This window comes from Veillonella nakazawae, assembly GCF_013393365.1.
GTDB lineage: Bacteria > Bacillota > Negativicutes > Veillonellales > Veillonellaceae > Veillonella > Veillonella nakazawae.
In genome coordinates this window covers 606011-630024 of sequence record NZ_AP022321.1, presented here as the reverse complement: position 1 = coordinate 630024, position 24014 = coordinate 606011, and the positions used below count along the sequence as shown (strand labels likewise).

The following is a 24014-nucleotide window of genomic DNA, read 5'->3' as shown; positions in this document are numbered from 1 at the left end:
AGTAAAGAACCGCCCTTAGTGGAGCGGTTCTTTATCATTATCTTAGCAACGTATATGCCTGACTAAATTATTTTTTTTGTGCCTTAGCCCAGCTATCGCGTAAACCAACAATACGGTTCATTACGATATGATTTGGTGTACTATCTTTATCAGTTACAAAGTAACCTTGGCGCAAGAATTGGAAATGGTCTCCTGGTACAGTATTAGCAAGATATGCTTCCCCTTTACTATGGAATACTTGTAAGGAGTCATGGTTGAAATCGCCCAAGAAGTCTTTACCATCGGAATCTTCTTTAAGTAAATAATCATATAAGCGAGATTCAATATCTACTGCAGTAGATGCTTCAACCCAATGCAATGTACCTTTTACCTTACGAGTGCAACCGCTGCCGCTCTTAGTTTCTGGATCATATGTACAGTGTATTTCTGTAATATTGCCATTTTCATCTTTGATAACATCAGTACATGTAATGAAGTATGCACCTTTTAAGCGTACTTCTTTACCTGGTGCCAAGCGGAAGAATTTCTTAACTGGCTCTTCCATAAAGTCATTGCGTTCAATGTAGATTTCACGACCGAATACAACTTCACGATTACCCAACTCTTCATTTTCTGGATTATTTTCAACTGTGCATAGTTCAGTTTGACCTTCTGGATAGTTCGTAATAACAACTTTCACAGGATCAATAACAACCATAGGGCGTGTAGCTTTGAGTTTCAAATCTTCACGGATACAGAACTCAAGCAAAGCAATATCAACAACGCTATCTGCTTTAGCGACGCCAATGCGATCACAGAAATCACGAATCGCTTCTGGCGTATAACCACGACGACGCAAGCCAGAAATAGTAGGCATACGAGGATCATCCCAGCCAGTTACGAGACCAGCTTCCACAAGTGCACGCAATTTACGTTTGGACATAACCATTTTAGTTACATTTAAACGAGCAAATTCAATTTGTTGCGGAATTTCAGTATCATCCCAATCCTCAAGTACCCAATCATACAATGGACGATGAACTTCAAACTCTAAAGTACAGATAGAGTGTGTAACACGTTCGATAGCATCTTCAATAGGATGAGCAAAGTCATACATAGGGTAAATCTTCCACTCATTGCCTGTGTTATGATGTTCTGCATTTACAATACGATAAAGAACAGGGTCACGCATAACGATATTAGGATGGCCCATGTCGATTTTTGCACGCAATACCTTTTCACCATCAGCGTATTGACCATCTTTCATTTCTTCGAAGAGTTTCAAGTTTTCTTCTACGCTACGATCGCGGTATGGGCTATTAACACCAGGTGTAGAGAAATCGCCACGGGTTTGTTTAATTTCATCAGCCGTTTGATCATCTACATACGCTTTGCCAAGAGTAATTAATTTCTTAGCATATTCGTACATTTGACCAAAATAGTCAGATGCATAACGTGGTTCATCAGCCCAATCAAAGCCGAGCCATTTTACATCTTCCATGATGGAGTTTACGTATTCAACATCTTCTTTTGCAGGATTCGTATCATCAAAACGAAGATTTGTTAAGCCATTGTACTGTTTGCCAATACCAAAGTTAAGACAAATAGATTTAGCATGACCAATATGTAAGTAACCATTTGGTTCTGGTGGGAAGCGAGTTAACACACGACCACCGTATTTGCCAGTTTCGTTATCTTTGTTGATGATAGCTTCGATAAAGTTAACAGATACAACTTCTTCAGGAGCTACAGTTTTTTCAATATCTTTATGTTCCAACGTTCTAACCTCCATAGGATAAATATTCTTTTATTTTACCATATTTTGCATAATACCGCATATCTTTTGAGGTCTTGTGATATTAGTCGAAATCAGCTAAGTCTACACCAGCTTTTTTAAGCTCTTCTAAGGCAGACTCTACATCCATTTCTGGTTTCTTATAGTTAACTTCTTCATTAACACAGGTCTTTAATGGTTTCTTATGAACGCCAGCAATAATATTGTCAGCTGTCAAAATAGACATATCATAACGCGTACGATCAGTATAAGAACCAATATGTGGTACGATAAGACAGTTCTCAACATCCAATAATGGATGATCTGCTGGCAATGGCTCTGGATCAGTTACGTCAAGTGCTGCGTAATCGATTTCACCTGTTTTTAAGGCACTAATCAAAGCATCTGTATCAACGATAGGTCCACGGCCAACATTAACAAACAAAGCAGTATTCTTCATTTTTTTGAAGAATGCTTCATCACACATGTGATATGTTTCATCTGTTAGTGGAGCCATCACACAAACTACATCACTAGTAGCTAATAAGTCATCTAATTCCATATACGTAGTTTTATGAATCTTGTCATCAATACGCTGATTACGATTATGGTATACCACGGTCATACCGAATGCACGAGCACGACGAGAAATAGATACACCAATAGCCCCCATCCCAATAATACCAAGGGTACGGCGACTCAAATCAAAGCCTTTAATATTCGATGGTCTTTGAGCCCAACGTCCTTCTTTTACGAAATTAGCATTTTCCAGAATACGACGACTAGCAGTGGCAATTAATGTAAAAGCAAGCTCTGCTACGGTTTCATTAAGAACACCTGGCGTATTGCCATAAGGAATGCCTGCTGCTGTTAATTCATCAATTTTTACATTATCATAACCCACTGCTGCTTGAGCAATAACCTTTAAATTAGGTGCATTTTTTACAAGATCACCATCTACATCTAAAGGGCGAACACACCACAAACCATCCGCATCAACGAGCCATTCCTTTAATGTCTCACGAGGCATTACAGTCTTTTCAGTCCATTGGCGCACATCTACGTGCTCTTTTAAATAAGCAATTGCATCTTTACGGACTAAACCGTTTACAACAACTAGAGGTTTTTTTTCCATATATATAAGTCCTCCAAAACATCTTATAATACACGCACAAGAATTTCGCGTTAAAGTTAATATTATATATTTCTATTATATACTTATATTTTATACTAGAAAGCTGGCGTAATACAACAAAAAGGAGTAAGGCCTAGGCCTTACTCCTTTTATGTAGCTTTAAATTTGAATTATTTCAAATCTACTGTACAGTTAGGACATTTAACTGCATCAATGTGAATTTCTGTTTTACAGAATGGACATTCTTTAGTTGTAGGTGCTTCAGCAGCCTCTTCTTCTTTCGCGTTTTTCATCATTTTAGCTAATGCGCGAACCATCAAGAATACAACGAATGCCAAGATCAAGAATTGGATCAAGTCGGTAATGAATGTACCGTATGGCAATACAGAACCAGCTGCACGAGCTGTATTAATATCTGCACCAGCCATGAATGCGTCTTTAGAACCTGCGCTTAATGGCAAGTACAAGTTACTGAAATCAATACCGCCTGTGAACAAGCTGATAATAGGCATGAACAAGTTGCTTACAACAGAGTTTACCAACGCTGTGAAAGCAGCCCCAATAATCATACCAATAGCGAGGTCCATCATGTTACCTTTGAATGCAAAAGCTTTAAAATCGTTCAAAAATTCTTTCATTTCTCACTACTCCTAGATACACTTAATTGAGAATGCGTTAATAACTGTACTAATCATAAAAGAAAGATGAAGAGATGTCAATATTTTTCGATGTAGTCTTTCGAATTTATTTAATATAGTTTTTCATAACCCTATCTATTATTGTAATAAACCAGTAATTATGCGTACTTTTCGCACCATATTGATATATACTTCTTCAAAAATTCTATTTGAAATACGTAAAAAATAGAGTCTAATCCTACATCGGTTAGACTCTATTAATTAGAAAAAATAATTTATAGCTCTATATTATATATACTATTATATCTTTATACCTAGGGAAATAGCTTTAGCCCGTTCTATAACTGAAATAAATGCCGGCGGTATCATTTCGGCCTCTAAGAATTGGCTGATACGACGCCCTACAATAACGCCTTTATTAGCATAGAACCAAGAGAAATAATAGACATGTAAATCATCTAATTTGCGATCTGAAATATTTGATAAACATCGTTGTCTAATTTGCTTTTTCGTAATTCCTAGCTTGGCATAACCTCGTCGGGCCATATCCTTTGTCACCATTGGTCTAGCATCATCGATTATATCCTTGATAATAGCATCTATAATGGAACGTTTACGCAAGGATAATAGATGAGTAACAAAGTCCATTTCAAAACATATTTCATCTGTATAGAATATATTGCTATGGGCTTTAGCATATTTCCCTTCTACATCGCGATCATAGAGAGCGACTGTAGGTATGGCAAATCGATTAAACAGTTTTTGTAGTTTACTAATAGAGGACTCACCACGTGCATTGATAAGACATATGCCAAAGTAATCAAAATCTACACCTAATTTTTTCCCAAAGCCAGCAAAACTGCCATACTCTGTTTCACCCTCTACAAGAATGATACACCGTGCATAGAGTGCCTGTTTAGCCTCAGGGAAATGCATAATCAAGTGCTTTTCTACTTCCTTAGGAAAATTAAAGGTCACTCCACAAGCTGTACAAACCATATTGTTCTCATCACGGTATAGACGAATTATATGACGATAGTCGTCAACTAGCGCATCCGTACTATGAGTAACTACAAAGAGCTGCCCTAAAAGTCCATCAATGTTAAATATATCTCTTAGCAACGCCAAAAATTCTTCGTTTTCATTCGTTGCAATTTGGCGATAATAATTTAGCACGGCTCGTTGCAAGTACGGACTTAAGTGTAACTCTGGCTCATCGACACTAATAAAAATAGGTAAATACTTACGACCTTTTTCATCATATACGAGAAGAGATTCTAAATTTGTTGTTGCACTATTAATCTTCATATAAATTTGCGCCAAAATCTTAAGAGCCACCGCCATAATTAAACGCACATTATCAGCAGAGTATTTATGTTCCATTGCGGATGAAGTGGATAACACTTCTATGAGGTGTTGAATATTGAGCATACAATAGGGATCTAAATCCTTACGCAAACTGACGATTTTACGTTGTAAATCATCGGTTACCACTTCCAATCTAGACACATAGTCTTCTAATAGTTTTCCTAGCTCTACATAAACTGAGGATGGAATAGTAAACAACTCTTGTTCAGAAGTATCTCGATGACACATATATAAAGCATGACGAATCATAGAAAGCGCCATAGGCTCAATATCTTTATCAGTCATGCTATACAGGCGTGGATATACCTCTTGTACCACTTGTTCTAATCGTAACCGATAAATTGGCCCCTCATTAGGGGTAAACATACTTTTATAATTTAATTCACCAAGTGATAGTTCAAAATCTATGCGAATCGGTTTATGTACATCTGTAAAATCATGTTCATTAAAACCGTGACATTCCATGACAATTTCTAAGAGATCTAAAAAATTAGACTTACCTACTGCATTTTCACCAACGAAATAATTAATATCATTGTGAAAGCTCAAGGTCACATCAGCCAAGTTGCGATAGTTTTCAATATGCATCCATTTTATATACATAGCCCCTCCTCCTGTAGCTACTTTCAAAATGAAAGAGCCCTAGTATATTTTTAATAACAACCCGATACATCATTATCTCAGATATTTTTCGCACCTATATGTAAAAAGGTGCCAATCACGAATGTGATCAGCACCCCCACTGTCATACAACGTTTGATATTGTATATATTCGACATTTATTTAATTTTATCCTCTATAACCTTGCCTTCACGCAAAGGACCACTTTGCTCTTTAAGGCGTGCTAGCATAACAGAGGACACAAACATAGCAATACCAGCCCCAACGGTTTCGATGGATAAGCTTTCACCAAAGAACAGGAATCCATAGAAGGAACTAATGAATACGCCAACATATTGTAGAAATTGAGCCACTACAGCGTTAGTTGTAACAAAGGCACCAGTCAAGAAGAACTGAGCCACTACACTAATACCACCAATCGCCAAGATGATAAGCCAATCTGTGCCTTGAGGCATAACGAGTTTGTCAGTTGTAACAAGCCCTGCAATCATACCTGTAATCATAAAATACGCCATAATTTCGAAATTACTATGTTTACCTCGCTTAGATATAAGGCGAATCGTTGTATACGCAGCCGCAGATAAAGCAGCCCCTAAAATAGCTACTAAGGCAAACCAAGTAAAGCCAGTAAAGCTAAATGGATTTACCATAACCATTACAGCTACAAAGATCAAAAGAAGCCATTTTCCAGCCCCTTTAGGTACCCGTTCTTTAAGAAATAAGGCGCTAAATATCAATACAAATATACCTGATGTTTGAAATAAAATCGTTGCATCAGATAACTTTAAATGCACTAAGGCAATAAAGTTACAAACCATTCCAAAGCCGCCGTATAAACCGCGCATTAGTAGATGTCCTCTATCTTCTTTAGAGAATCGGATGCCTTGGGTATACATAACGATAAGAACCGCTACAGTACCAAATAAGCCACGGAAAAAGGCAATTTCCCCAGAAGGAATATTAGAGCCAAGCATCTTTACGAATAAATTCATCGTACTCAACAAAAGAGCCGATAACAATGCGTACATAAGGCCTTTTTTAGCCATACTACCTCCCTATACACTTCTACTATAATGTTACTACATAGTTACTGTCCTGTATTATCTATATAAGCAATCCGATATACAGGAGATACATAGTTTACAAAGCCAAAATATATGCCGCCCTTCTAATGAAAGGCGGCATCATATTATTTAGAGAATGTATCTACAAAATCAAGAATTTCTTGTTTCATATCCTCTTTATCGATTGCTTTTGTAAAACGCAATGGTTTAGATTTCAAAGCTTCCAATTGTTTAGGGAATGCTACACCCGTTACAGCAGAAATATTATCTAAGCTTTCATACGGTGTGTCACCCACTTTGATATCTAAAGCCTCGCAAATGGCTGTAGGGAATTTAAATGGATGTGCAGTAGACGCAATAATTGTATGGCGCGCACCATCTTCAGGATGTTTTTCCAATTCCTTCATGTATGCACCCATAGCTACCGCCGTATGAGGGTCCATTACATAACCATAGGAGTTGTACACTTGTTCAATGATGGCTTTTGTTTCTTCATCATCAACGTAGGCACCTGCGAAATTAGCTTTAACACGACTGAACTCTTCTTCGTTGACAGTCAATTTACCGGTTGCTTTAAGATCTTTCATCCAACCAGCGGTACGTTCACTATCTTCACCAGAGATATAGTACAAGAAACGTTCAAAGTTGGAGGATTCAAGAATATCCATGGACGGAGAAATCGTTGTATAGAATGGGCGGTTCATATCGTATGTGCCAGTTTCAAAGAAATCAGTAAGCACATTGTTTTGGTTGGATGCACAAATCAATTTACCAATAGGAATACCCATTTTTTTAGCATAGTAAGCAGCCAAGATATTACCAAAGTTACCTGTTGGCACTACTACGTTGAAAGCTTCGTCTTCGTGAATAGCACCTTGTGCTACGAGCTCAGCATAGGCATTTACATAATATATCACTTGAGGTGCCAAGCGGCCGATGTTAATGGAGTTCGCACTGGAGAATATCACACCTTTTGCAGCAACCTCTTCTGCTATAGCCTTATCAACGAATAAGCGTTTCAAGAATTGTTGAGCATCATCAAAGTTACCATGAATAGCCGTTACATTAACGTTATTTCCTTCTTGCTTTTGCATTTGTTCTGCTTGCATAGGACTTACACCATCTGTTGGGTAGAATACTTGGATATGTGTACCAGGTACATCTTTAAAGCCTTCCAGTGCAGCTTTACCAGTATCACCAGATGTAGCCGTTAAGATAAGAACTTCTTTTTTCTCACCTTCTGCTTCTTTTGCTGCCACCAATAAATATGGGAATAAGGACAATGCCATATCTTTGAAAGCTTGTGTACGGCCGTGGAATAATTCCAATACAGAAACCTTTTCTAATAAGGAATGTAATGGTGCAATATCACGAGTACTGAAATTAGCATCAGAGTATGCAGAATTGATCATTTCATTTAAATGAGCTTCAGAGAAGCATGGGAACAACTTAGATAATACAATAGCTGCTACCTCTTGATAGTTTTTATCTTTCACATCATTGTAAGTTAAGCAGTTTGTAGGGAATAAAGATGGTACATATAGACCACCATCCTCTGCTAAGCCGTGCAACAATGCATATGTTTCATTTACCGCAACGGTACCGCGGGTGCTAGTATAATTCATGGAATACCTCATTCATAACTACAATAGATTTTACGAGTTTAATAGATTTATTATAGCATAAAAGCGCCCCTAAAAGGAGCGCTTCTATAGAATTTATAAGGTATTTTCACTCAAATTATATGCTGCTAACAAAACTGAGCATCACAAACCATATAAATCATGCATAAACTAGCTATGCGGATTATAATTCGCCTTCTGCAATAGCATCCAATGTATCAAGGGATGGAATGAAAAAGAGCATGCCTGTAATAGGTTTGGAATAATCAAGCAATTTATCATTTTGCGTAAACATATTAGTAAGCATTGTTTTAGTTACATCCCAGTAACGAGCATAGCCAATAAAGTATGTACCACGTACACCTTGACCCGGTTGAGCAAACGGTACATTCATGCGCACGATTTTATGTTCTTTATCATCGCGATTATCTTGAGACACTACATTATGAGCTGCTGGATCTTTTTCATCATCTTCTAACTCAATATCGCTGAATTTACGACGGCCAATGAACTTTTCTTGCATTTCTGTAGGAAGCGCACGCCACGCATCAAGATCGTGTTCATATTTTTGAGCAAATGCATAAGAACCATTAGTGAATTCAGGATCTTCATCACCAATAACGCCCCACTCTACAGCTTCTTGACCAACAGGGTTTTCAGTCCCATCTACAAAATCAATGATGGCGCGACCTTGTTCATAATGGAAGCCATGAGTTTCATCTACTACAGATGTAATAGGACGTAAGAACTCCATAATTTGATCCACTACAGTATATGTAACGGACTCATCATTGGAACGTACATGTAAGAATAAATCAGCTGCTACCGCTGGTACGTCTTGTTTATCACCTTTAATACCTTGGAAGTCTTCTAACTCTTTTGGTACAGGTGCATTAGGGAATAAATAATCCCATGCTTTACGGCTGAAACCAAAAGCAATGCCCAAACCTTCACCATTTGCACGAATGCTAACAGAGCGTTTAATAGCTTGAATGCGGTCCGCCATATCTTGAATTACTTCGAGTTCAGCGTCACGATCTTTACGATTTAATAATAATGTTGTAAAGTTTACACTTTGTCCAGCATCTTTATACACATCTTGTGTTCTAGAAACATCTACTGCCATTGGGTGCCTCCTAATGAGAAAAATTATTATATAGTAATCATAAGCTATTAAGCCCGTATTGTCTATAAGATATAAAATATTCCAATAATTAATCCTGTTATCCTACAAACACAGTGTTTTATTCCATTTCATATTCTCTTACTCACCTATATTTCTATATATTTTTTTATAAAATGATGTCAAAATGATGTCAAAAATATATACATTATATGTGACGATCCATTTCTTCACCATATAGTCTTTCCATTCCTTGACGAGTTACAAGCCAATTTTTGCCCGACTTTCTAGCTTCATCATCGGTAAATTGTTTATTTGCATATCTTTTTAAACAGCATTGCTTGATAGAATCAGCTGGTACATTCCATCTTTCACCAGCCTCTTGTGTAGTCATAACGTCATCTAGTTTCATTACAGTACTCCCAATATTACTAATAGATTATAGACGGATAAAACAAAGGCAATAACAAGAAAAACCCGCACCAAAGTGCGGGTTTATTTTGGTGGACCACCAGGGGTTCGAACCCTGGACACCCTGATTAAGAGTCAGGTGCTCTGCCAGCTGAGCTAGTGGTCCATGACACGACTAATTATATGCCTATTTTATAGGAATGTAAAGAATATTTATTACATTCCTATAAAACATATACATCAATATCGTCCTAGCCAATCCTTCATCGTATTACAAGCCTCCGTAGGGAGAATATCACTAGTTCCTACGCAGTCAGTACCACTATATAGTTGAAGAACACTATGCGTACGACTTACCTCTTTAATAATAATGTTTGTCACATCAGCCTTTGGCACATTAAATTGCAATCCATAACGTCCCTTGTAGGTAATGACAGCAGATTTTGTATCGTATTCTATATGGACTTGAAGCATCTTGCCACCAGGCCAACATTCTTCAATATGTTCCTTTGATCTTGGTTTTAGAAAATCAAAAAATCCCATATTATCCTCCAATGCGCCACATAGGACGTTCTGGTTGTTCCATACCTACGCCATCATGACGTTCTTGCTTTCGTTGCAATGCACGTTCAATATGCAAAGCTAAATCTTCCTCGGTCGCACCATTGCGCACAAGAGATACAAGATCAGCCTCATCATCACGCAACAAGCATAAACGCATTTGCCCATCCGATGTAAGACGAACGCGATTACATGTATCGCAGTAGCTATGAGACATAGAAAAGATGAATCCTACAGCCTTTCCACTTGGTAGCGCTAAATACGTAGCAGGGCCAAAGCCATAAACGGAATGTACTTCTGTAAGCGGACCTCCACTAACACGTTCTAATTGAGCCTTCCATTCATCAAAGGTTGGACCATGGAACGCATCGCCTTGGAATGGCATATATTCAATAAAACGCCATACAACAGGCCACTTTTCTACATACTGTAATAAAGATTTAACTTCATCATCAGACCAATGGCGAGATAATACGGTATTAATCTTTACTGATTTAAAATTCTCGCTAATAGCACTGCGAATACCATCTAATACGGAATCTAGCTGCCCCTCTTTACCTACACAAGTGGCAAAGGCATCACTTTCAAGAGAATCTAGACTGATATTCACTCGATTCAAACCAAGTTTTTTCAATCGTTGTGCTCGAGATGCAAGCAAGCTACCATTAGTAGTCATAGATATATCTTCAAACCAACCAGTATCCTTGATACGAGTTAAAAGCTCTTCAATATGAGGATATAGTAATGGCTCGCCACCAGTTAAACGTACCGCTTTCACGCCGATACGATGGAAGGCACCTAAAATAGTCATCCATTCATCAACTGATAATAATTGTGTCTGACTTTGAGGTGTAATTTCAGCAGGTCGACAATAGGGACAACAAAAATTACACGCATCTGTCAATGACAGACGTACATATTCAATTGTACGGCCCCATGCGTCTTTCATAACACACCTCGTTTATCCGACTAAGTTATTTGATAATAGATACTTCATCACCTACGTGAATCGTACCATTTTTAAGGACTTTGCCAAAGATGCCTTGTGTAGGCATGATACAAGATCCTACTTGTTTCATGATTTCACAGCCATGATGACATTCCTTACCAATTTGAGTAATTTCAAGAATTACATCCTTACCAACTCGTAATTGTGTGCCTACAGCCAATTCGTAAAGCACCATACCTTCAACAGTGATATTTTCTGCAAAATCACCAGGTTTTACATCCGCTCCTTGGGCACGCATATGATCGATGCTTGCAATACCAAGCAAGCTGATTTGACGATGCCAATTGCCTGCGTGCGCATCACCTTCCATACCATGATCTACGATAAGATTAGCGGATTCAATATTATGTTTCTTTTGCCCTTTTCTCTCACTAATGGAGATAGCAATAATTTTTCCGTCTGCCATGTAACCCTTCCCTTCTTATGGGAACATACCATATATACATAACTTTATTTCAACATGTAATTGCAGTCATTTTTATAATTTTCATGTTACTGAAAGCATCACAAAATTATTCTACAATTATCTATCTATTATAGCATAGTATTCACACAAATTTCCTGTGAATTTAATCACTAAAAAAGAACTCTGCTCCAAGGAACAGAGTTCTTTTTTAGTAATTTTTATCGACGACCCATTTCTTTAATTTCGTCACCACGATTAACACCATTAAGTAGTAAATTAAGCAATATTGCCATAATACTACCGAAAGTGATGCCAGATTTTAAAATAATTTGTGCCCACGCAGGGAAATTAGCATAAAAGTTTGGCGCTGCAATTGGAATCATAGCTACACCAATACTGATAGCTACGAGCATTAAATTATGATTGCCTTCAAAGCTAACCTTGCCTAAGGAACGAATACCGCTAGCAACGATCATGCCGAACATAGCAATACCAGCACCACCCAACACGGCATTCGGAATGCTAGCTACGATAGCCGCTAATTTAGGGAATAACCCCAATAAAATCAAGATTACACCCGATGCAGCTACAACAAAGCGGCTCTTAACACCTGTTACGGCAATAAGACCAACGTTTTGAGCGAATGCTGTATAAGGGAAGCTATTAAGAATACCACCAATAATTGTAGATACCCCATCAGCACGAATAATAGAAGCAAGTTCTTTACGACCAATTGGCTTATCTACGATTTCACCAATAGCGATACTATCACCAGTTGTTTCTACCATAACTACGAGCATTACGATAATCATGGAAAGTACAGACGCCCAATCAAAGGTTGGTAACCCGAAATAGAAAGGCTCAATAAACGCAATCCAGTGGGAATGACCAACTTCATCAAAGTTTGTAACACCCATGGCAAACGCAATCGCTGTACCTGCAATCAAACCAATTAATACAGAAAGATTACTAAAGAATCCTTTGGCAAATTTATAAACAAATACGACGATTAAGAAGGTAAGAAATCCTAGTCCAATATTGGTAAAACTACCAAATTGAGGATTACCTACACCGCCACCCATCCAATTAATAGCAACTGGCATCAAGTTAATACCGATAATGGTAATAATTGTACCTGTAACTACAGGTGGGAATAAGCGAATAAGACGACTGAAGAATGGCGCTATCAAAAAGGTAAATAAACCGGCTACGATAATAGCACCATAAATAGCAGTCATACCATGCTGAGCGCCAATCATGGCCATAGGTCCAACAGAAGCAAAGGTAACACCTTGGATCATCGGAATACGTCCACCAATTTTACCAAAACCTAATGTTTGGATTAATGTGGCAATACCGCAGGTAAATAAGTCCGCCGTAATTAATCGAATCAAATCTTCCATAGGTAAGTTCATGGCCTGTGCCACAATAATAGGTACAGCAACGGCACCTGCATACATGGCCAGTACGTGTTGTAAACCAAAGGCAAAGAGCTGTGGTATTGGCAACATACTATCGACCGTATTCATTTGTTTTTGATCTGTCATAATGTCTCCTACATCAAACCTCGAAATAACACCCATTCATTTTACACTATCGTTCGGATTTTAACAATAGAAAAAAGAGAACTCATTATTTTTAAAAGAAATAATAAGTTCTCTTTTAAATTTTTCCGAACATTAGGTTTTTAAAATCCTCAATAGTTCGAATTCACTTAAAGTATTATTTAAAAGTATTATTTATTAGTATATACAGTCGTATATCTTGTTATTTTAATCTGCTATTTTAATCTGCTATTTTGAGCTGGCTATACATATAACGCTATAATTGCCGCTTCTTTATCATCTAAACCTGTTTCAATAGCCTTCATTTTTGTGGTTATATCAGCTACAAATGCTTCGTCTTTAATACCGGATAAATTAATACGTACGTTTAGGAATGCCGCCTTTACTGCAGCACGAGCATTGATTGCAGCAATAATACCATCAGTAATAAGATTTTGATTACCTTTTTTAGATGCTAACGCTGCTAAATCAAAGATTTGATAAGCTAACTCGCCGATTTCAAAGGGAACCATCGCAGCATCTTTATAAGCTTGTTGAATAGCGGCAATACGTTTAAACTTTTCTTCATCTGTATTCTTTGGCAAACCTAAGGCATTCATAAAGATATTAAATACATCTGCATCAGCTTGAGATAATTCGAGCATGCGATTACGAATAGATTCCGCTTTAGCTTGAAGATCTTTCATTTCAGATTGAACATCTTCATATCCCTTTTTACTAAAGGTTAAATTCGCCACCATTTCAGCTAATGCTGCACCAGTTGCAGCCGTTAAGGCCGCAATGGCCCCACCACCTGGAGTTGGTTCTTTAGATGCAGTAGCTGCTACAAAATCTACAACACGTTGTTCTACTAAATTCATAACAAGACCTCATGTAAAAGCGATAACAAGCTATCCTTGTTATCGCTTTGTCATTTCTATAAAAATATACAGGTAACACAATATATAAACTAGTGAAAGTAGACACTACCAATCGGCAGTAAAAAAATTGTCTACTACAAGGAATTTATATTAGAATAAACCTTTAATCGTACCATCTGCTTCGATATCCATATTAAGAGCGGCAGGACGTTTAGGAAGACCAGGCATAACCATTACATCGCCCGTACGGCATACGATAAAGCCTGCTCCATTAGCAACACGAATATCGGATACGGTGATAGTAAATCCTTTTGGCGCACCTAATAAAGCTGGATTATCAGATAAGGAGTATTGTGTTTTTGCCATACATACAGGTAAACGATCAAGGCCCCAATCAGCTAATTGTTTAATTTGCTTTTTAGCTTTATCTGTAAAGATAACGCCATCGCCACCATAAATGGTTTTAACGATTTTATTTACCTTTTCTTCTAAGCTATCTTCTAAAGCATATACAAATTTAGGTGTTGGTTTAGAACCTTCAAGCAATTCAACGACTTTTTTAGCCATATCAATGCCGCCTTCGCCGCCTTTTTCCCAACATTCATTGAGCTCTACAGGTACACCAAAGTCATCACAGAGACGAGTCAATTCAGCAATCTCTGCATCGGTATCGGTAGCAAATTTATTAATTGCTACCAATACAGGCACATTGAAGTAACGCATGTTTTCAATAGCTTTTTGCAAATTGCTGAAACCTTTCGTAACGGCCTCAACATTTTCAGTGCTAAGTTCTTGTTTAGGCACACCACCATGCATTTTAAGAGCACGCAATGTAGCTACGATTACAATTGTATCAGGGAAAATTTCACCGTAACGACATTTAATGTCGAGGAACTTTTCAGCCCCTAAGTCAGCACCGAAACCAGCTTCAGTAACTACGATATCGCCTAATTTAAGGCCAAGCTTTGTAGCTACGATGGAGTTACAACCATGAGCGATGTTAGCAAATGGACCACCGTGAACGATAGCTGGTGTATGTTCTAATGTTTGTACTAAATTCGGCTTTATGGCATCTTTCATAAGAAGGGCCATCGCACCTTGGCAACCAAGTTGATGAACATAAACAGGCTCACCTGCTAAATTACAGCCGATAACGATACGACCAAAGCGTTCTTTTAAATCTTCTAGATCTTTAGCCAAGCAAAGAATAGCCATGATTTCAGAAGCAACAGTAATCATGAAGTGATCTTCTCGTGGGAAACCGCACACTTTGCCACCAAGTGCTACAGTTACGTTGCGAAGTGCACGGTCATTCATATCTAAAACACGAGTCCAAGAAAGTTGACGCAAATCGATTTGCAATTCATTACCTTGATGGATGTGATTGTCGATCATCGCGGACAATAAATTATTAGCTGCTGTAATAGCGTGCATATCACCTGTAAAATGAAGATTAATATCATCCATCGGTACAACTTGAGCGTAACCGCCACCTGCTGCACCACCCTTAATGCCAAATACAGGACCTAAGGATGGCTCACGCAATGTGGCAATCGCATTTTTGCCAATTTTTTGTAAGCCTTGTACAAGACCAATGCTCGTTGTAGACTTCCCTTCACCTGCTGGCGTCGGTGTAATAGCCGTAACGAGCACTAATTTACCATCAGCTTTAGATTCTAAGCGACGAATAGCATCAAAAGAAATCTTCGCTTTATAATGACCATATTGTTCAATGTCATCAGGTGTTAATCCGCATTTATCTGCAATGACCTGAATTTTTTCCATTTTATTCTGTTGGGCAATCTCAATATCGCTTAACATAAAGCCTCCTTGGCACTATGGCCACATTAAACCTATATAACAACTATTAATAAACTTTATCTACTTTTTGTCTACTGTGAATGTATATTTGTACACTTACATTACTCTATTATATGTGAAAGTCTCTTGATTGTCTAATAGTAATCACTAACAAATTTAGTAATATATCTAATAGATCTAAGATGCCTAAGACGTATAGAAAATCTAATACGTCAAATACGTATAATACATCTAAAACATCTAAAACATCTAATAGCTAAATTATATTATCTAATACGTTTATCACTACCTATTGCACATATGAGAAAGAGCCCTAATGCAACATACATTAGGGCTCTTTCTAAAAAACTTATATTATCTCATTAAAATGGGAATAAAATTGGTAACAATATAAGCGCTACTATGCTAGATACAACGATGAGTGGCAAACCAGCTTTCACATAATCCATGAAGCTATAACCAGCAATGTTGTATACCATAGTATTCGCAGGCATACCAATTGGGGTAGCATACGCTAAGGAGCTAGCGATTACGATAGCTGCAAGCACCGCTTTTGGATCGAAGCCCAATTGAGATGCTAAGCTAAGACCGATTGGTACCAATAATGCACAGGTAGCAGTATTAGACATGAAGTTCGTCATGAACACACCAAGCACAAAGATTACTACTAGAACAACAATTGGAGATGGACTAGCACCAAGGCTATTTACGATAATATCTGCAATTACAGAACCAGTACCTGTTTTAACCATTGCGTCCCCAAGGGCCATAGAGCCAGCGAAGAGCATGATTGTTTTCATATCTATAGATCTAACAGCTGCACTTTCACTAATAACATTAGTAGCAACTAATACAAGAGCACCTATCCAGGCACTTACATAAAGTTTTACACCTAATTGTTTTTCAAAGATCATAGCAACAACTGTCAAAATTAATACAATTGCAGCAGTCCATTTTTTCCAAGACGGTACATGGCTATAATCGTCATTGCCTTCAAAGGCTCCATCTGGTTGATGACTTGGAGCATCTGGTAAGAAACGTTTACCAATTGTAGCATAGAATATAGTACCTACGATAAGGATTGGTAAGCCTACTAGACCATAATCAAAGAAACCAAAGGAGCCTAAGCCTGCCTGTTGTAAACCTGCTTGCGCAATCATATTACCAGGCGCACCGATAAGAGAAATATTACCACCCATAGCTGCAGCAAATACAAGAGGCATCAATAGTTTAGTTTGTTTAAAACCACTCTTTTTACAAATACCGATAATTACAGGAATCAGTACAGCAGCTGTACCAGTATTAGATAAGAAACCAGATAAAATACCTGTAATCATCATAACTGCAACAAGTAAAGATGTTTCAGTTTTAGCAAACTTATGAACTACATTACCTACACCTACAGCAACACCTGTTGCAAAGAAGGCTTCACCAATAACAAACATGCCCATAAATAGTAAAACGTTTGGATCTACAAAACCGGCAAATGCTTCTTTAGCAGATAAAACTCCACTTAGATGCAAGCCTACAGCTACGATCATAGCGGTAATAGACAATGGAATTTTCTCCCACGCAAACATGACGATGGCAAATACCAAGAAGCCAAGAGTTATCATTACACTCGTATCCATATATACCTCCTAATACGTGTAATATACCTAAAAAAGGGTGCAAAAAAGGAGGATTGTACAAAATCCGTATAATCCTCCTATTTAGTTACATTTCACAATGCAATTATTTAATGAAGCCTACGTGTTTATAGAGCTCTTCTAACACCTCTTCTTTTTTCGCATTGTATTCTACTTTTTTATTTTCAAAGTAGTTATTGCCATCTGCATCAATAGATACGATAAGCGGACCAAATTCTTTTACCTTAAAAGTCCACAAAGTCTCACACATACCTAATTCACGCCAATTAGCAGATTCTACTTTTTCGACTTCTGTAGCAGCAAGAACTGCATTGCCTGCAGGGAATACACAGTGTAGTGCGCCAAAGTCTTTACATGCACGTGCTGTTTCAGGGCCCATCCCACCTTTACCTACAATGAGACGGACACCGGTCTTCTTAACAAAGTCATATTCGAATTTTTCCATTCTCATAGATGTAGTAGGTCCTACAGATACTACTTCAAATTCATTATCGCTTATAGTACGAATAATTGGGCCCGCGTGAAGGATAGCACCATCTTTAACGTCAACTGGTAACGTTTGACCTTCTTCCACCACACGACGATGCCCCATATCACGACAAGTTGTAATATGCCCAGTCAAATAAATCACATCGCCGGGCTTAATGCCTGCTAAATCAGATTGTTGAATAGGTGTAGTTAATATTTTCTTAGCCATTATAATGTCACTCCTTTATGAGATTTAACTGTGCAATTACCATCCTTGTCAAATACGAGATCGCCGCGACGATGATTCCAACAACCTACACTGACAGCACAAGAAATAACAGATGGATGACGTGTACCATGTTCAATGTTAACACCTAATACAGTTTTATCCCCACCCATACCTTGAGGTCCAATACCAATCTTATTAATTCCATCCTCTAACAATTGTTCCATATAAGCCGCTTTTTCATTAGGTGCTTTTGAAGATACAGGACGCATTAATGCTTTTTTAGATAAATCAGCCGCAGTATCAATAGTTGTAGCAATACCTACACCTACCAATAGTGGAGGACACGCATTCAATCCATAGCTTGTCATCAAATCAAGAACAAACTTAGCAACACCTTCATAGCCTTCGCCTGGCATCAATGTTTTACCTGACCCTGGCAAGGAGCAACCGCCGCCAGCCATGTAAGGGAAGATTTCTACATCATCGCGATCAGGAATGATATCCCAGTGAATATAAGGTGCAGTGAGGCCAATATTTTTACCAGTATTAAATTCATCAAAGGTTTCTACACAATTCAATCGTAATGGAGCTTCTTGTGTAGCCTTATAGGTTGCTTCTCTTAGAATATCTTCTAATTCTCCTAGTAATGGATAATTAGATCCAACCTTTACCCAAAATTGTAAGACCCCTGTATCCTGACAAGAAGGACGATTAAGCTGAGCTGCTAAATCCATATTATGTTGCATTGTCTCATAAATAGATTTGGCCATAGGATTTTTTTCATCCTGCGCCAATTCATGAATTTTTTCTTGTACATCATCAGGCAATACCTTTGCCATATAAGAAATGAAATTAGCTATCTTATTAGTCATTTCTTGTACTTGTTGTTCCTTCGTACTCATCGCAAACCTCCAAAAGGACTTCATTATTTAAGACTCAATAACTTCTATTTCGGAACCTTAGTTCCTTTCGATGATTTCATTCTACTCTTTTTTCAGAATATAACTATCCAATTTACAAGTTGTTTTTGCTTGTAAAAAAACAGTAATTTCATACAAAACCATCTATATGATTATATTTTCACCCCTCTAAAATATACAATTACACCTATCTAGAAATACAAAAAAGAGCACTACCTATCAAAAGGAAGTGCTCTTTCATCATTTATTTTTATATGCTTATCAAATATACAAAATCACCTATACCTAATGATTGTATATCTACCTTAATTTTAATTTTCAAAATCATAAAATTATAACTAACTACAAAGTATTATAACAATGAAAATTATGATTGTAAATTTCTTATAACCAGCTCAAGTTGTTCTCTAACAGCCTTTAACTTTTGATTAGCCTCCTCTAATCTATCCTTATTGATAGATTCATCTTGGTAGGGTAAACAAGTTTGTAAAATATCTATAATATCTTCTTCCTTTGTAGAAATAATTTCCTTCCAATCATGTAATTTTGTCTTACGTCCCATCTCTTTTGCTTGCTTTCTATATTCAGATGGTGTTGTATGGAAATGTTTCTTGAAAGCTACATTAAAGGCTTTAATATCTGCGAAACCACAGCTACTTGCAATATGTGCCACTCCATCTTCAGAGTTAACCAAACGAACTGTAGCCTCTCGTAATCTCAACCGCAATAAATACTCTAAAAAGGAAACCCCTAATTGGCGTTTAAAAAACTGAGATGTATAGTTCACATTATAACCGCCAATTTTAGCAATATCTTCTAACTCAATCTTTTGCTGATAGTTTTCATCAATATAAGCAATCATTTTATCAAAGGTAGCTACAGTCATATCAACAGGCTTTGTATGTACAGGGGTAGTCTTAACCGTATCAATTTCACGATATATATCACTAATCAAGGCTAAATAGTGACTCTCCAACCGTAATTGACAATCAGGCCTTTCACCATTCACCATTAGTAACATCATTTGCGCTGCATGATGACGTAAGGACGTAAATAATTGATTATACCGATTAGTTTTATCTGAGCGCAATACAAATTGGTACATTCCAAAGTTAGGATCAAAATATTGGAAAAACTCCTTACTTACATGAATAACAAGAGCAGTCGTATCCTCCTCTAAGGCCAACGTAGCATGACCTACTTGAGGAGAAATAATAATTGTATCAAGAGGCTCCATAGTAAAAACCTCACTATTACAACTCATATCAATTCTACCCTTTAACAAAATTAGGATTTCCACACCACTGTGCCAGTTGTAATGATATGTACTAACCTTATATATATCACTATTAAAATCTATATGATTATGTTTATAGGTATAGTGAAAGTAATCCATAACAACGTAACACCCCTTATAAAGTCAAACAAGTACCTATCAATTATTTACATAAAAAATGCATCCCTTAGAAATTCAAGGGATGCATTTATTATGATATATATATTTAACTAAGGTCAACAGTAACTTAATTTTTATCTATTAAGCCTGCTAAAATGTTGATATACACATTACTGTTACTATTACACTTAATTAAAAATTACATAAGAGCTGTAATTGCTGCTGCTAAACCGAAGAAGATACCTGGTGCATTGGCTAATGCTACTGGAATATCTCTATGTTCTTTAAACAAACCATATAACACCCATAATGTACAGTTGATAGCTGCTACTAAAGGTTGGATCCAATCACCAGTACCTGGATGTGCTAAGTTGTTCATAATTTGTGGGAAGTAAGATACATACATAGCTACAGCTGTAACTGTTGCAACTTTACCTACGTTTTCCATAAATTTTACTTGATTCATTATATCCTCCAAAATGATTAATTTACGATTGTTTGTAATACCTGATGAAGTATATTCTACTCATTTTAAGGAATCTAACTATCCAAATTAAAAGATAATTTTTCTAGTAAACCTTACATAAAACGATGATTTTCTTTTGATTTATTATATTTTGATTTCACGACAATCTATAAATCCGCCCCCATAAAAGGTACAAAAAAAGCACTACTTATCAACAGTAGTGCTTTTTAGGTAACTATTTGATGATTTTTTATATAGAAAATCACCCAATTCTAACGTTTATATATGTATCAAAAATATTTGCTAATATTTTGCTAATGCGCCCTAGGCTATGAAGATATATATTCTATCAAAATATACGGAATTAATTATAAGTCTTTTACAACATCAGCTAACTTCTCTTTCAAATATTCTAACTTTTTACTCATGAATTCTAACTCATCCTTCGCTCGTGAATCATCTTCATAGGATAAGAATGAGTGCAGTAGATTTAGAACATCTTGATTTTCTACAGAAATAATTTCCTTACAGTCTTGCAATGTCGTTTTACGCCCAATATTCTTTACTTGTTTGCGATATTCTGTTGGGGTTATGTGGAAATGCTTTTTAAAAGCCACATTAAAAGCTTTAACATCGGCAAAGCCACAATCACTCGCAATTCGTGCCACAGCCGTATCGGTGTTAATTAAACAAAGGGTAGCCTCTCGAAGTCTCAAACGCAAAACATATTCAACAAAAGAAATACCCATTTGCTTTTTAAAGAACTGAGATGTATAGGCAACATTATAGCCCCCAATTTTTGCAATATCTTCCAACTCTATTTTCTGCTCATAATGCTCATCAATATAGGCAATCATTTTATCGAACGTTGCTGGTTTCATATCACCAGGTCTAGCATTTTCATGAATCTTTTTAATGGGATCAAACTCTCTAAATACATCCCCAGCCAATGCTAAGTAATGATGCTCTATCCACATTCGATGTACCGGGCTTTCACCTTTAGTCATCAACAACATCGTCATAGCTGCATGATGCCGTAAGGTTGTAAAGAATTGATTATGACGAGTACTATTATCTGAACGCAATACAAATTGATAGGCACCAAAATCTGGATCATACTGTTGGTAAAATTCATTTCCTACATGCATGACAAAGGCAATGACATCCTCTTCCAAAGCTAATGTGGCATGTCCCACTTGAGGAGAGATAATGACCACATCAAGTGGTTCCATCGTAAATGCCTCACCATTACAACTCATTTCCATTTGGCCTTTTAATAAAATAAGAATCTCCGTCTCACTATGCCAGTTGTAATGATATGTGCCAACTCTATATATGTTACTGCTAAACTCTATGTAATTATGTTTATATGAATAGTCGAAATAATCCATAATTTCTGAAGTCCTTTAATATAACTGCTTTTGCAGCTTTTGTTCTTGTGCTCTACCTACCGCCAACAAATCCTTTTCTGCTGAAGTCCAATCACCAAATAAAATTTTATCTACCACAGTTCCAATTGATTCAGTACACAGTTTTGAGTTATATACTTGTTCTAAATCACGTTTATACACTTGAATAGTTTCAAAAAGTCCACTCTGTTCTAATTCAGTAATATTAGCGACCAAGGATTTTACAATTCCATCATGATGCTCTTTAGGTGTCGCTCTAGCTTGCAACGGATCTACTAGAAGCATTTCTAGATAACGTAATTGTGTCGTCAAATAAGATAACTCTGGCTTGGTGGCAATCAAACAAAAGTCGACGGTATAGCCTTTAGATTTTAATAATGTAGCTGTATTAATTGGTACTGCCGCTGAACGTAATGTGCCTTCAATAATTAAATTGTATTTTAAAGAGCTTAATTTATCAATTACAGCCTCTACCATCTTACCTGCAAACATTTTTGTGTAATCTACACTATCAACACCATATTTCTCTTGTAACTCTCTAAAATACGGGTGTTGAGCACGGTATGTATCGCCATCAATAACAATATAATTACCTTTTGACTCTAGCATTTTCACACGATGAATTGTGGTTTTTCCTGCTCCACTTTGTCCACCTAAAATAACAGCACGAGGTGTACTAGATATATTTTTATTAAATGTTAAGAAATCAATGGTACGTTCTAAGGCCTTATCAAAGTCTTCAGAACTATAGGACTCAATAGCTTGTACATCACTAGTCTCCTTAACAGCTTTAACATCACTAATGTCGTGAGAAGCTTGTGCTAATGACTCTTTAATAGTATTTTCAAGTTTAACCATATCTAACTTTAGAATATCTAACTCATGTATAGACGTAGCTAAATATAACTCTGTATTTACAATATGAGAATATGCTTTTAATAGCTCTACACAGTCACTAGTGCCACTCCCCTCAACTAAGTTACAGAGACGCGCTAATGTTTCCGCGCTTTGTTCTTTTAGAACTTCTATTTGTAAAGTTAAATTATACTGTTCAACGACATTCATACATTCGACCTCTCTCAACGCATTAAAAATGCACCCCTTATAATCCAAAGGATGCATTCATTATGATATATTTATTTAACTACGGTCAACAGCATCTTGAAGTTTTCTCGGGCATCGAGGCTATGAGGCACTTCAGATGGCATAATCAATGTTTCACCAGCTTTCACAGTATGTTCCACATCACCGACGACGATGTGTGCCTCACCATCAAGAATTTGCACAATCGCATCGCCTACAGTTACATGTGTTGAGATTTCTTCGCCCTTTGGTAACGCAAACAAGGTAACACTGAGGCGTTCATTTTGAGCTATCGTAATACTAATCACTTGCCCCTCTTTATACTCTAAACGCTCGCCTAGATGTAAAATTTCGTTGACTGGGATATTTTTTGTGAAAGTCTTACTCATAGAAATCACTCCTTATATAACTATTTGATAGTAGAAATAATTAAAAAG

General features: G+C 37.0%; 22 protein-coding genes and 1 tRNA gene. All 23 read right to left on the bottom strand.

Going from position 1 to position 24014, the window contains the following annotated elements:
• Positions 1-67: 67 nt before the first annotated feature.
• Positions 68-1756, bottom strand: coding sequence for a glutamine--tRNA ligase/YqeY domain fusion protein (locus VEIT17_RS02755; protein ID WP_060924016.1), 1689 nt, complete (start codon positions 1754-1756; stop codon positions 68-70).
• Between the two features lie 82 nt (positions 1757-1838).
• Positions 1839-2888 carry a 2-hydroxyacid dehydrogenase gene (locus tag VEIT17_RS02750; protein WP_060924017.1) on the bottom strand — a complete coding sequence of 350 codons (1050 nt, stop codon included), beginning with the start codon at positions 2886-2888 and terminating at the stop codon, positions 1839-1841.
• Positions 2889-3058: 170 nt separating this feature from the next.
• On the bottom strand, positions 3059-3526 hold the full coding sequence (gene mscL, locus VEIT17_RS02745) for a large conductance mechanosensitive channel protein MscL (protein WP_178884658.1): 468 nt from the start codon (positions 3524-3526) through the stop codon (positions 3059-3061).
• A 300-nt stretch (positions 3527-3826) separates the two neighbouring features.
• Complete coding sequence (locus VEIT17_RS02740) at positions 3827-5497, bottom strand: ATP-dependent nuclease (RefSeq protein ID WP_119206964.1); 1671 nt, start codon at positions 5495-5497, stop codon at positions 3827-3829.
• A 176-nt stretch (positions 5498-5673) separates the two neighbouring features.
• The gene (locus VEIT17_RS02735) at positions 5674-6561 is read right to left on the bottom strand and encodes a DMT family transporter (protein WP_024064656.1); all 888 of its coding nucleotides are present in this window, start codon (positions 6559-6561) and stop codon (positions 5674-5676) included.
• A gap of 143 nt (positions 6562-6704) precedes the next feature.
• The gene (gene thrC, locus VEIT17_RS02730; RefSeq protein WP_178884656.1) at positions 6705-8204 is read right to left on the bottom strand and encodes a threonine synthase; all 1500 of its coding nucleotides are present in this window, start codon (positions 8202-8204) and stop codon (positions 6705-6707) included.
• A gap of 181 nt (positions 8205-8385) precedes the next feature.
• A complete protein-coding gene (locus VEIT17_RS02725) occupies positions 8386-9327 on the bottom strand; it encodes a Dyp-type peroxidase (protein ID WP_178884654.1) in 942 nt (313 codons plus the stop codon).
• A gap of 205 nt (positions 9328-9532) precedes the next feature.
• A complete protein-coding gene (locus VEIT17_RS02720; RefSeq protein WP_105089468.1) occupies positions 9533-9736 on the bottom strand; it encodes a helix-turn-helix domain-containing protein in 204 nt (67 codons plus the stop codon).
• Positions 9737-9825: 89 nt separating this feature from the next.
• Positions 9826-9901 (bottom strand) — tRNA-Lys (locus VEIT17_RS02715).
• 74 nt (positions 9902-9975) lie between these two features.
• Positions 9976-10278 carry a hypothetical protein gene (locus tag VEIT17_RS02710; RefSeq protein WP_105089469.1) on the bottom strand — a complete coding sequence of 101 codons (303 nt, stop codon included), beginning with the start codon at positions 10276-10278 and terminating at the stop codon, positions 9976-9978.
• 1 nt (position 10279) lies between these two features.
• Positions 10280-11245, bottom strand: a complete 966-nt coding sequence (gene moaA / locus VEIT17_RS02705; RefSeq protein ID WP_105089470.1) for a GTP 3',8-cyclase MoaA — start codon at positions 11243-11245, stop codon at positions 10280-10282.
• Positions 11246-11270: 25 nt separating this feature from the next.
• Positions 11271-11711, bottom strand: a complete 441-nt coding sequence (locus VEIT17_RS02700) for an MOSC domain-containing protein (RefSeq protein WP_105089471.1) — start codon at positions 11709-11711, stop codon at positions 11271-11273.
• 218 nt (positions 11712-11929) lie between these two features.
• Complete coding sequence (locus tag VEIT17_RS02695; protein ID WP_105089472.1) at positions 11930-13258, bottom strand: nucleobase:cation symporter-2 family protein; 1329 nt, start codon at positions 13256-13258, stop codon at positions 11930-11932.
• A gap of 260 nt (positions 13259-13518) precedes the next feature.
• Complete coding sequence (locus tag VEIT17_RS02690; RefSeq protein ID WP_178884652.1) at positions 13519-14136, bottom strand: cyclodeaminase/cyclohydrolase family protein; 618 nt, start codon at positions 14134-14136, stop codon at positions 13519-13521.
• Between the two features lie 150 nt (positions 14137-14286).
• Positions 14287-15957: a formate--tetrahydrofolate ligase gene (locus VEIT17_RS02685; RefSeq protein WP_178884650.1), complete on the bottom strand. Its 1671-nt coding sequence runs from the start codon at positions 15955-15957 to the stop codon at positions 14287-14289.
• Positions 15958-16319: 362 nt separating this feature from the next.
• On the bottom strand, positions 16320-17588 hold the full coding sequence (locus VEIT17_RS02680) for an SLC13 family permease (RefSeq protein ID WP_178884648.1): 1269 nt from the start codon (positions 17586-17588) through the stop codon (positions 16320-16322).
• 103 nt (positions 17589-17691) lie between these two features.
• Positions 17692-18303 (bottom strand): L(+)-tartrate dehydratase subunit beta, encoded by a 612-nt coding sequence (gene ttdB, locus VEIT17_RS02675; RefSeq protein WP_105089475.1) that lies wholly within the window; start codon positions 18301-18303, stop codon positions 17692-17694.
• Positions 18303-19205 carry a L(+)-tartrate dehydratase subunit alpha gene (gene ttdA, locus VEIT17_RS02670; protein ID WP_105085995.1) on the bottom strand — a complete coding sequence of 301 codons (903 nt, stop codon included), beginning with the start codon at positions 19203-19205 and terminating at the stop codon, positions 18303-18305. The genes ttdB and ttdA overlap by 1 nt, the downstream gene beginning before the upstream one ends.
• Positions 19206-19590: 385 nt before the next feature.
• Positions 19591-20619 (bottom strand): AraC family transcriptional regulator, encoded by a 1029-nt coding sequence (locus VEIT17_RS02665; protein WP_105089476.1) that lies wholly within the window; start codon positions 20617-20619, stop codon positions 19591-19593.
• A gap of 199 nt (positions 20620-20818) precedes the next feature.
• Positions 20819-21085 (bottom strand): SemiSWEET family transporter, encoded by a 267-nt coding sequence (locus tag VEIT17_RS02660; RefSeq protein WP_105089477.1) that lies wholly within the window; start codon positions 21083-21085, stop codon positions 20819-20821.
• Positions 21086-21453: 368 nt separating this feature from the next.
• The gene (locus VEIT17_RS02655; RefSeq protein ID WP_178884646.1) at positions 21454-22476 is read right to left on the bottom strand and encodes a helix-turn-helix transcriptional regulator; all 1023 of its coding nucleotides are present in this window, start codon (positions 22474-22476) and stop codon (positions 21454-21456) included.
• Between the two features lie 15 nt (positions 22477-22491).
• Positions 22492-23559 carry a zeta toxin family protein gene (locus VEIT17_RS02650; protein ID WP_197923045.1) on the bottom strand — a complete coding sequence of 356 codons (1068 nt, stop codon included), beginning with the start codon at positions 23557-23559 and terminating at the stop codon, positions 22492-22494.
• A 71-nt stretch (positions 23560-23630) separates the two neighbouring features.
• Entirely contained in the window at positions 23631-23966 is a 336-nt protein-coding gene (locus VEIT17_RS02645; RefSeq protein ID WP_178884644.1) for a cupin domain-containing protein, read from the bottom strand.
• Positions 23967-24014 lie beyond the last annotated feature (48 nt).